The sequence below is a fragment of the Streptomyces iranensis genome (assembly GCF_017874715.1).
In the GTDB taxonomy this organism is placed as follows: domain Bacteria; phylum Actinomycetota; class Actinomycetes; order Streptomycetales; family Streptomycetaceae; genus Streptomyces; species Streptomyces iranensis.
The window spans coordinates 218,249-228,315 of sequence record NZ_JAGGLR010000022.1 but is presented as its reverse complement, the minus strand read 5'-3'; the positions used below and the strand labels follow the sequence as shown (position 1 = coordinate 228,315).

The 10,067-nt window shown below is 70.7% G+C and carries 8 protein-coding genes and 1 pseudogene; 2 read left to right on the top strand and 7 right to left on the bottom strand.

Features of this window, described 5'->3' with window-relative positions; all coding sequences use genetic code 11:
- Positions 1-45: 45 nt before the first annotated feature.
- Positions 46-2,058 carry an ABC transporter transmembrane domain-containing protein gene (locus tag J2Z30_RS35115; RefSeq protein WP_308280203.1) on the bottom strand — a complete coding sequence of 671 codons (2,013 nt, stop codon included), beginning with the start codon at positions 2,056-2,058 and terminating at the stop codon, positions 46-48.
- 57 nt (positions 2,059-2,115) lie between these two features.
- Entirely contained in the window at positions 2,116-2,322 is a 207-nt protein-coding gene (locus J2Z30_RS35110; RefSeq protein WP_044568350.1) for an MbtH family protein, read from the bottom strand.
- 221 nt (positions 2,323-2,543) lie between these two features.
- On the opposite strand from J2Z30_RS35110, the gene J2Z30_RS35105 reads away from it, so the two are divergent.
- Both J2Z30_RS35105 and J2Z30_RS51110 read left to right on the top strand, forming a co-directional pair.
- Positions 2,544-3,197 (top strand): response regulator transcription factor, encoded by a 654-nt coding sequence (locus J2Z30_RS35105; RefSeq protein WP_044568351.1) that lies wholly within the window; start codon positions 2,544-2,546, stop codon positions 3,195-3,197.
- Between the two features lie 8 nt (positions 3,198-3,205).
- Positions 3,206-4,651: a sensor histidine kinase gene (locus tag J2Z30_RS51110; protein ID WP_063790869.1), complete on the top strand. Its 1,446-nt coding sequence runs from the start codon at positions 3,206-3,208 to the stop codon at positions 4,649-4,651.
- Here J2Z30_RS51110 and J2Z30_RS50075 read toward each other — a convergent pair.
- The 5 genes and pseudogenes from J2Z30_RS50075 to dpgA all read right to left on the bottom strand — a co-directional run.
- Positions 4,650-5,441: pseudogene (locus J2Z30_RS50075) on the bottom strand (alpha/beta fold hydrolase); the annotation flags it as partial. The gene J2Z30_RS51110 and the pseudogene J2Z30_RS50075 overlap by 2 nt on opposite strands.
- Positions 5,442-5,443: 2 nt before the next feature.
- Positions 5,444-6,937 carry a tryptophan 7-halogenase gene (locus J2Z30_RS35095; protein ID WP_044568354.1) on the bottom strand — a complete coding sequence of 498 codons (1,494 nt, stop codon included), beginning with the start codon at positions 6,935-6,937 and terminating at the stop codon, positions 5,444-5,446.
- A 79-nt stretch (positions 6,938-7,016) separates the two neighbouring features.
- Positions 7,017-8,294, bottom strand: coding sequence for a (3,5-dihydroxyphenyl)acetyl-CoA 1,2-dioxygenase DpgC (gene dpgC / locus J2Z30_RS35090; RefSeq protein ID WP_044568355.1), 1,278 nt, complete (start codon positions 8,292-8,294; stop codon positions 7,017-7,019).
- The gene (gene dpgB, locus J2Z30_RS35085; RefSeq protein ID WP_044568356.1) at positions 8,291-8,950 is read right to left on the bottom strand and encodes an enoyl-CoA-hydratase DpgB; all 660 of its coding nucleotides are present in this window, start codon (positions 8,948-8,950) and stop codon (positions 8,291-8,293) included. The genes dpgC and dpgB overlap by 4 nt, the downstream gene beginning before the upstream one ends.
- Before the next feature lie 14 nt (positions 8,951-8,964).
- Positions 8,965-10,038, bottom strand: coding sequence for a 3,5-dihydroxyphenylacetyl-CoA synthase DpgA (gene dpgA, locus J2Z30_RS35080; RefSeq protein ID WP_044568357.1), 1,074 nt, complete (start codon positions 10,036-10,038; stop codon positions 8,965-8,967).
- Positions 10,039-10,067 lie beyond the last annotated feature (29 nt).

Genomic DNA, 10,067 nt, shown 5'->3' with positions numbered 1-10,067 from the left:
GATGGCGGTGGTCGGAGCTCCGTGCTCAGCCGTGCTCAGCCGTGCTCAGCCGTGGCCGGGCGGCGGGCCGCCGGGCATCGCCCGCATCCCCGGATGAGGCCCCGGCGCATGCCCATGAGGCCCCGGCGCATACCCATTGCCCACCGGCCCGTGGCCATGAGGCGGCACCGGTCCACGCCCATTGGGCGGCGTCTCATGACCACCCGGCCCGCCACGCCCCGCGAACTGCGTGCGATACAGCTCCGCGTAGAGCCCACCCAGGGCGAGGAGTTCCTCATGGGTGCCGCTCTCCCGCACCCGGCCGCCGTCGACCACGAGGATCTGGTCGGCGTCGCGGATCGTGGACAGCCGATGGGCGATCACCAGCGAGGTGCGCCCCGCGAGCGCGGTCTCCAGCGCCCGTTGCAGCGCGGCCTCTGACTCGGAGTCGAGGTGTGCGGTGGCCTCGTCGAGGACGACGACCGGTGGCGCCTTGAGCAGCAGCCGGGCCATGGCGATTCGCTGTTTCTCGCCGCCGGAGAGCCGGTAGCCGCGGTCGCCGACGACGGTGTCGAAACCGTCGGGCAGGGACTCGAGCAGACCCCAGATCTGGGCGGCCTTACAGGCGTCGATCATCTCCTGCTCGGTGGCCTCCGGGCGGGCGTAGCGGAGGTTGTCGCCGATGGTGGCGTGGAAGAGGTAGGCGTCCTGGGTGACGACGCCGATGGTGTCGTAGAGGGACTCCAGCGTGAGGTCCCGGAGGTCGTGTCCGTCGATGCTGACGGTGCCCTCGCCGGGGTCGTACAGCCGGGGTACGAGATGGGTGATGGTGGTCTTGCCGGCCCCGGATGGGCCGACGAGGGCGGTGAGCTTCCCGGCGGGCAGCCGGAAGCTCAGCTCGCGCAGGGTCCAGTCGTTCCCGGCGCGCTCCGTCCGCGGTAGGGCGATCGATTCGAGGGAGGCGAGCGAGACGTCCGCGGCAGCCGGGTACGAGAACGAGACGCCGTCGAAGACGATTTCGGGCGCGCCGTCGCGGGGCAGGGCGATCGCGTCGGGCTTCTCGGAGATGAGCGGCTTGAGGTCGAGGATCTCGAAGAGCCGGTCGAAGCTGACGAGGGCGGTGACCACGTTGGCCTGCGCGCTGGAGAGCTGGTTGATCGGGCCGAAGAGCCGGGTGAGCAGCGTGGCCAGGGCCACCAGGGTGCCGATCTCGAAGGCGTCGTCGATGACGAGGCGGCCGCCGACTCCGTAGACCACGGCGGTGGCGAGCGCGCTGAGGAGGACCATCGACAGGAAGAGCAGTTTGCCGTTGACGGCGGTCAGGACGCCGAGGTCGCGGACCTTGCCGGCCAGCTTGGTGAACTGGCGCAGCTCCCGGCTGGGCCGGCCGTACAGCTTGGCCAGCAGCGCCCCGGTCACGTTGAACCGCTCGTTCATCAGCGCGCCCATTTCGGCGTTCTGCTCCATCTGGGAGCGCATGAGCCGCTGCAGCCGACGCCCGACGACCTTGCCGGGGAGGATGAAGAAGGGCAGCACGACCAGGGAGATCAGGGTGATCACCCAGGACAGGTAGAACATCGTGATGAGGACGAACAGCAGGGTGAGCGCGGCCGAGACGACCGTGGACAGCAGTGAGGTCAGGGCCTGCTGGGCCCCGACCACATCCGCGTTGAGCCTGCTGACCAGGGCGCCGGTCTGGGCCCGGGTGAAGAACGCCAGTGGCTGGCGCTGCACATGGTCGAAGACCTTGGTGCGCAGCTCGTAGACGAGCCCTTCGCTGACCCGGGCCGAGTACCACGCCTCGCCGAACCCCAGCAGCGCGCCGAGGACCGCCAGTCCGCCGACCGCCACGGCGATACCCACGACGACATCGGAATCATGTTCGGCGATGCCATTGTCGATGAGGTATTTGAAGAGGATGGGGACGGCCACCACAATCGCGGCGTTCGCCACGGTCATGAGCAGCAGCAGACAGATGCTGACGCGGTACGGCCGGGTATACGGAACTATCCGTTTCGCGGTCCCGGCTTTTATTTTCTGCTTGGTCACGGATGGGTCGGGGCCCACCGCGCGAATCATCATCGGCCCTGGGCCGCCTATGGACACGACGCTCTCCTCGGCTTGGGTCGTTCCGACCTATGTGAGCTGGTCGATGAGGCTCTTGGGGCGCATGTCGCGCCAGTTCTCCTCGATGTAGTCCAGGCAGCTCTTGCGGGCGTCCTCGCCGAATACGACACGCCAGCCGGCCGGTACCTCGGCAAAGGCGGGCCACAGCGAATACTGGCCCTCGTCGTTCAGCAGGACCAGAAAGGAACCGTTTTCGTCGTCGAACGGATTGGTCATCTTCACTCCTTCCAACTTCCCCGGAGCGGGCCGGAATTCAAGGTAACGAGGGCCCATCGGGAGCGGCAAGGTCGACTATTGAAGTGGCGTCCAACCGCGTATTCTCTGCACTTGGACAACGGGTGAAACCCCGCGGAAACCGGAGCCGGGGCATTCTGGATCCCGCTGTCCAGGGGGCAGGGCCGAGCAGGGCCGGTTGGACAGACCGAGGAGGGGAACGGGTGCGCGTGCTCGTGGTGGAGGACGACCAGGAAATGGCGCAGGCGGTGGCCGTCGGCTTACGGCGGGCACAGATGGCCGTCGATGTGGCGTACGACGGGGAGAGCGGTCTTGAGCGGGCGCTGCTCAGTGACTACGACGTAATCGTGCTGGACCGGGATCTGCCCGGGGTGCACGGCGACGAGATCTGCGCCGAGCTGATCGCGTCCGGCTGCCGCAGCAGGGTGTTGATGCTGACCGCGGCGGCCTCGGCGGAGGATCTGGTCGACGGGCTCAATCTGGGGGCCGATGACTATCTGGCGAAGCCGTTCGACTTCCCGGTGCTGATCGCCCGGATCGGCGCGCTGGCGCGGCGGGCGCATCCGGCCGTGCCGCCGGTGGTGCACCACGGCGATCTGGTGGTGGACACGGCGCGGCGCAAGGCCGCGCGGGCGGGCCGGCCGCTGGAGCTGGCGCCCAAGGAGTTCGGCGTGCTGGAGCTGCTGCTGTCGGCCAAGGGGCGGGCGGTTTCGGCGGAGGAGCTGCTGGAGCGGGTGTGGGACGAGGCGGCCGATCCGTTCACCAGCGCCGTGAAGATCACCATCAGCAGGCTGCGGGCCAAGCTGGGCGATCCGCCGGTGATCGAGACCGTCGCCAAGCGCGGCTACCGGATCTGAGGCCGCCGATGTCTCCGCTGCCCCGGCTCATGTCTCCGCTGTCCCGGCTCACCGCCCGGCTCGCGCACTCAGCCCTGCCCCGGCGTACGGTCCGGCTGAAGCTGACCCTGCTGTACGGGGCGCTGTTCCTGCTCTCGGGGGCGGCGCTGCTGACGATCACGTATCTGCTGGTGCTGGGTTCCAACGGCGGTTCGCTGTCCGGCGGGCAGCCCGCGCCGGACGGCGGTGGGCCGCGGGCGGGCGAGACCGACGGCCACTCTCCGCCGGTGCCACCGCCACGGGGGCGCATCGGGGAGAGCACCCGCGACGTCCTCCCGGCCGCGGCGCGGGAGATCATGGAGCTGCAGCGGGACGCCGTGCTGCACGACCTGCTGGTGCAGTCCGCCATCGCGCTGGGGCTGATGTCGGTCATCTCGATCGCGCTGGGCTGGGTGGTCTCCGGGCGGATACTGCGCCCGCTGCGTACGGTCATCGGCGCCGCCCGGGAGATCTCGGCGACCAGCCTGCATCAGCGCCTCGCCCTCGAGGGCCCGAGCGATGAACTCAAGGAGCTGGGCGACACGTTCGACGGTCTGCTCGGCCGGCTGGAGACGTCGTTCGAGGCACAGCGCCGGTTCGTCGCCAACGCCTCGCATGAGCTGCGCACCCCTCTCGCCAGGCAGCGGACGCTGGGGCAGCTGGCCCTGTCGGATCCCGACGCGGACGCGCGATCGCTGCGCGCGGCGCATGAACGGATCCTCGCCGCGGGCGCCCAGCAGGAGCGCATGATCGAGGCGCTGCTCACCCTGGCCCGTAGCCACGCGGGGATCGAGGTGCGCAGGCCGTTCGACCTGGACCGGCTGGCGGGGGAGGTCGTGGCGGCCCGCCGGACGGATGCGGAGCAGCGGCGGGTCACGCTGCGCTGTTCGCCGGCGGCCACGGTCGCGGCGGGCCACCGGCCGCTGGCCGAACGGCTCGTCAGCAACCTGGTGGACAACGCGCTGCGACACAACGAGCCGTACGGCTGGGTGGAGGTGGCCACGGCGGACGAGCCGGGTCGGGCCGTCCTGACCGTGGCCAACTCCGGTCCGGTGGTGCCGCCGAGCGCGCTGGACCAGATGTTCCAGCCGTTCCAGCGGCTCGGCGATCCGCGGACCAACAAGGAGGGCCTGGGACTTGGGCTGTCGATCGTGCAGGCCATCGCGGTGGCGCATGACGCCACGCTCGCCGTGGAGGCCCGCCCGGAGGGGGGCCTCGTCTTCACGATCGGCTTTCCGCACCCACCGGGCCACCAGCGGGGACCGCAAACGGGCCACCGGCAGGAACGGCCAACGGCCCACCGGCCGGGACCGCCACCGGCCCACCGGCAGGAACCGCCACCGGGTCACCGGCCGGGACCGCCGCCCGGCCACCGGAAGGAACCGTCACCCGCCCACCGCCCGGGGCCGCCGCCCCAGCGGCGAGGGGAGCGGTGAAGAAGTCGACGAGCGCGGCGTTCACCGCGGCCGGCTTCTCCAGATAGCCGTAGTGTCCGCAGCCGGGGATCTCGGTGTAGCGGGCGCCCGGGATGGCGTCGGCGACCTCCCGGGTGAGCTGCGGCCGTACGATCAGGTCGTGCTCGAAGCCCAGGACCAGGCACGGGCAGCGGATGGCCGCGTACGCGGGCAGCCGGTCGGGGATCAGTTGCAGGCCGAGCTGGCCGCGTACCGAGGCCAGGTCGATGGCGGAGATCTCGAAGATGTCCAGCCAGTCGCGCAGCCGCTGCTCATCGGCCAGGGTCTGCGGGGACAGGCTCTGCAGCGCGTTGACATAGGCGGCGTAGCGGGGCGGCAGCTTCACCCCGCTGTCGGCCAGGTCCATCTCCGCGATCGCCTGGGCGGTGGCGAAGGTGTCGGCCCGGCCGCTGGTCGCCATCAGCACGGCCGACCGGACGAGTTCGGGCCGCGCCAGGAGCAGTTCCTGGACGATGATGCCGCCCAGGGAGAAGCCGACGACCCGGCACGGACCCACGCCGAGGTGTTCGATGAGGCCCGCGATGTCCGCCGCCATGTCGTCGAGGGTGAAGCCCTCGGCGCAGGGATCGCTCGGCGGGATCCCGCGGTTGTCCACGGTGATCACCTTGAAGCCGGCCGCCTTGAGCGCGGGCACCTGGTGGGTGCGCCACATCCGGCCGGGGGCCCCGGTGCCGGTCACCATGACGACCGGGTCCCCCGTTCCGTGCTCCTCGTAGTTCAGCTGGATCCCGTTGATCCGGACGACAGGCATCGTCAGGCCGGTCCCGGCTGCCAGAGCATGCCGTCGTCGGAGGTGATGAGCCCGCCGGGGAACATCGGCACATCGGGGCCGAGATCCTCGCCGAGAAAGGCCCGGCTCTGCACCTGAGCGCCCTCCTGCATCGCCTGGCGCACCGCGGAGGAGCGGAACAGCGGCGTCATGTTCCCGTCGGCGTCGGCGGACATCTCGTCGATGGCGGAGACGAACTCGGCCGACTTGGACTTCATGCGCAGCGCGGCCGACTCGGCCCCGTCGAGGTCGAACTCCGAGGACGACACGCCCGCCACCAGCTCGACGAACGACTCCAGCTCGGTGTGCTGGTTGCGGGTGACCTTCTTGGCCGACCAGAAGTAGGAGTCCTCGTCCACATGCATGTCGTAGAAGGACATCAGGAACTCGTAGAAGACGCCGTACTCCCGGCGGTAGCGGGCCTCGAACTCGGTGAACGCCGCCTCCTCGGAGACGATCCCGGCCAGGCTGCTGCTGATCGAGCGGGCCGCCAATAGGGCGCTGTAGGTGGCCAGGTGGACGCCGGAGGAGAAGACCGGGTCGACGAAGCAGGCGGCGTCGCCGATGAGCACGAGGCCGGGCCGCCAGAAATTGGTCTGGTGGTACGAGTAGTCCTTGCGCACCCGCAACTGGCCGTACTGGCCCTCCGTCACCCGGGTGGCGTCCGACAGATACTCCTTGATGAGCGGGCATTCGTCGATGAGCGCCAGCAGGGCGCGTTCCGGATCGCCCTGGATCTTGTCGGCGTTCTCCCTACGGACGACGGCGCCGACGCTGGTGAGGTCGGGGGTGAGCGGGATGTACCAGAACCAGCCGCTCTCGAACGCCACGGACAGGATGTTGCCCGAGTTGGGGGCGGGCAGCCGCTTGCCGCCCTCGAAGTAGCCGAACAGCGCGAGGCTGCGGAAGAACTGCGAGTACTCCCGGGTGCCGCCCACCCGCTTGTGCAGCCGGCTGCCGTTGCCCGACGCGTCCACGACGTACGTGGCGTGCACCTCGTGCTCGGTGCCGTCCGCGTCGGTGTACCGCACGCCGGTGACCCGTTCGGCGTCCTCGATCACATCGGTGACCGACACCCGGAAGCGGACCTCGGCGCCCTTCTCCACCGCGTGTTCCAGCAGGATGTTGTCGAACTTCGAGCGCTCGACCTGGAAGGCGTGCGAAGTGGCACCCGCGATCTTCGGGGACACCGAGAAGGAGAACGTCCACGGCTCGGCGTTGGCACCCCAGCGGAACGTGCCGCCCTTCTTCGGGGTGAACCCGGCCGCGGCCAGCTTCTCCGCCACCCCGGTCATCCGGCAGACGCCGTGGATCGTGGACGGCAGCAGCGACTCGCCGATCTGGTACCGCGGAAACGTCTCCTTCTCCAGAATCAGGACCCGGTGGCCCCGCATGGCGACGAGCGCGGCCAGCGTCGACCCACCGGGACCGCCCCCGACCACCACGACGTCGTACTGCTCACGACCCTCACTGCTCATTTCGCTTCCCCCTCCTGGCGTTCATCGCTCTTCTCGCTCTTCTCGCTCTTCTCAGTTGCGCACCGGGGCGCGGCCGCCGTCATGCGCCCTGCCCCGCGAACCGGCCGACCTTGCCGATGACGTCCTCGCCGTACAGGCGCAGCGCCTGCTGCAGCGCGAACTCGGCCATATAGCGGCGGAACTCCTCGACCGGCTCCTCGGCCACGCCCAGCATCCGCCGGTTGGGCAGGACCGCCGGGCCGCCGAGCCGCTGCACGGCGCCGGCCACGGCCGTGTCCATCTCCTCCGGCTCGACCACCTCGTCGATCAGCAGCCGGGCGTCGGGTTCGGTGGCCCGGATCCGACGGCCTTGAAGGATGACCTGCCGGGAGATCCGGGGTCCGGTGTGCCGGCCGAGCCGGAAGTTCGCGGCCCCCGGCACGATGCCCTCCCGGGCCGCGGGCAGGCTGAGATAGGCGTCCGACGCGGCGAGCACATGGTCGAAGACGAGCAGCAGCTGGGTGCCGCCGCCGATGGCGAACGTCTCGACGGCCGCGACCCACGGCTTTTCGACCGTCGGGGAGTGCCAGGGCGCGGTGTCGGTGCGCACTCCCCTGACCAGCTTGTGGAGATAGCCCAGCTCGCGGCGGAGCAGAAAGCCGACCAGCGAAATGGCCCCGGCGTGCAGGCTCTTGAGGTTGATGCCCGCGCTGAACACCCGTCGGCCCCGATAGCGGGGATGGCTCATCGGGCCGCCGCGCACCACCCCGACCCGCACCTCCGGGTCGAGCAGCGCGAGGTCGACGGCGGTCTCCATGTCGTCGACCTGCTGCTCGTCCTCGGCGTTCAGACAGTCCTCCCGGCACATCGTCAGATACGCCGCGCCGTCGCGCCGCTCCATCCGTACGGACGTCGTCTCGAGGACGCCGGTCCTCGTGAACTCCGGCAGCAGCCGCAGCGCCCGCGGTGTCGGCCGCAGCATCGCGTCGAGCAGATGCGGCCCGGACCTGGGCGAGCCCAGCACGGCGCGCAGGAAGACGCCCTGATCGATCTCGTACCCCTCCTTGTCCGCCTGCCGCCGGGCGCGGTCGGCCGCGAGCTGTCCGGCCGTGGGCAGCAGCGCGGGGAAGGCGGCCGCGGCGGTGCCGACGAGTTCGGCGATGCGGAGCTCGTCGGCGCCGCCGCTGGTGAGGTGGTCGTACACCGCGTCGGCGTGGGTGTGCAGATAGCGCGTCCGCAGCGCCCGCGCGGTGTCCTTGGCCGCGGCGAGCTCGGCCCGCTCCTCAGGTCCCCGGGCGCCGGGTTCGGGCAGTTTCGCCACCAGTTCGTCGACGCGGTGGGCCGCCTGCCGCAGCTCCGGCCAGAGCGGAACGGTCATGACGCCTCCACCACGGGCGGCCGCAACGCCCGGTCACAGGCGGCCAGATGGGGGCCGAGGGCGTCCTCGAAGCTGGTCGTCGCGGCGTCGAAGAGCAGCTGCCGGCGGATCGCGACCTCCTTTCCGGCCAGCCCGCTGACCAGCCCGGCGGCGGCCGCGACCGCACCGGCCGGGTCGTCGGCCAGCTCGTCGGCCACGCCGAGCGCGAGCGCCTCGGGGGCCTCGATGGGCACCCCGAACAGCAGCGCCCGGCGGACCCGCGCGGGTCCGGCCAGCTGGACGAGCCGATAGCCGGCCATGCCGGGCCAGGTCGCCGTGGTGTCGCCGTGGACGAGCAGCCGGGTGCCCGGGGTGACCACCCGGACGTCGCAGACGAGGAAGGCGTCCAGGGCCGCGCCGCCGCAGTCGCCCGAGGCCACCGCGACGGTGGCCCGGGGCAGCCGCTCCAGGCGCCGCAGTGTCCGCTCCCACTTGCTGATGCGCATCACGTCGAGGTCGCCGGTCCAGCCCGCTGCCGGGGCCCCGCCGACCTGTACGGCGACGACTCCGCAGCCGGGGCGGTCCTCGGCCTTGTCGCACACGGCCCGTACGGCGTTCACGGTCGCGGCGGTCGGCGGCTCGGCCCCGTCGATCGCCACGGTCAGCAGTTCTTCCATGCCACCCTCCGCACTCACCACTGGACCAGCGCCGTCTCGATCGTGGAGCCGGGCCCCATGGTCATCAGCACGCCGTACTCACCCGGTTTGGCGACTCCCTCGTCCAGGAGCCGTTCGTAGGAGAAAAGGAACGAGCCGCTGGACACGTTGCCGTAGTCGCGCAGCACACCGACGGTGTGCCGGACGTCGTACCGGGTGAGCCCCAGATTGACGACGACGGCGTCGATGACCTTCTTGCCGCCCGAGTGCACCAGCCAGTGGGAGATGTCGCTGCGGCGCAGCCCGGTGTCCGCCAGCAGCCGGTCCACGACCAGTTCGGCGTGAGCGCCGACCACATACGGGATCTGCGGATCCAGGTAGAAGCTGAAGCGGCCCTGCTCGCGGTCCCAGTCGTAGCGCATGGCGTCGGAGGCGTCCGGGATGATGCAGCTGGCGAACTCGAGGATGCGCGGCCCCTCGGGGTCGGCCACGCCGTCCGGTCCTGAACGGAGCGCGATCGCGCTCGCGCCGTCCCCGAAGAGGCTGTTCACGACGGCGGTGCGCATCGTCGAGTCGATCGCGTACGCGGCGGAGCAGGCCTCGGCGCAGAGCACGACGGCGAGTTCGCCGGGGTGGGCGGCGGCCCAGCCCGTGACCACGCCCAGGGCGTTCAGCCCGGCGTTGCAACCCATGCCGACGATGTCGGAGCGGCTGCAGTGCCGGTCGATGCCGAGCTCCTTGATGAGCAGGGCGCTCAGCCCCGGGGTGAGCAGCCCGGTGGAGGTCACACAGCACAGGTGGCGCAGCTCGGCCAGTTCGGCGCCGGCCCGCTTGAGGCAGGCGCGCAGCGCATCGGCGCCCATCTCGATGGCCTTGGCCTTGTGCTTGTCGAGCAGGTCGCCCTGCGGTTCGGGGACGCGGCCGCCCTTGCCGTCCGGCGGCGGGAGCGTCAGATGACGGCGGTCGATGGCGCTGTTGAGGAAGACCGAACGGATCTTGGGGTCGGTGATCTCGAAGGCGTCGAGCACCTCCTGCTGGGTGTACGACGTGGATGTCACCGCCGTGCCCACGCCGAGGGCGCGGGGCCGTAACTCGGCTGCCAGGGTCATCGGAAGGTCCACCCCCACATACGCGGCTT

Bases quoted from the DNA above. Each gene is read 5' to 3' on its own strand.
- J2Z30_RS51110 (WP_063790869.1), top strand. From the start codon at position 3,206: ATGTCTCCGCTGCCCCGGCTCATGTCTCCGCTGTCCCGGCTCACCGCC.
- dpgB (WP_044568356.1), bottom strand. From the start codon at position 8,950: ATGGAAGAACTGCTGACCGTGGCGATCGACGGGGCCGAGCCGCCGACC.
- dpgC (WP_044568355.1), bottom strand. From the start codon at position 8,294: ATGACCGTTCCGCTCTGGCCGGAGCTGCGGCAGGCGGCCCACCGCGTC.
- J2Z30_RS35115 (WP_308280203.1), bottom strand. From the start codon at position 2,058: ATGATTCGCGCGGTGGGCCCCGACCCATCCGTGACCAAGCAGAAAATA.
- J2Z30_RS35095 (WP_044568354.1), bottom strand. From the start codon at position 6,937: ATGAGCAGTGAGGGTCGTGAGCAGTACGACGTCGTGGTGGTCGGGGGC.
- J2Z30_RS35110 (WP_044568350.1), bottom strand. From the start codon at position 2,322: ATGACCAATCCGTTCGACGACGAAAACGGTTCCTTTCTGGTCCTGCTG.
- dpgA (WP_044568357.1), bottom strand. From the start codon at position 10,038: ATGACCCTGGCAGCCGAGTTACGGCCCCGCGCCCTCGGCGTGGGCACG.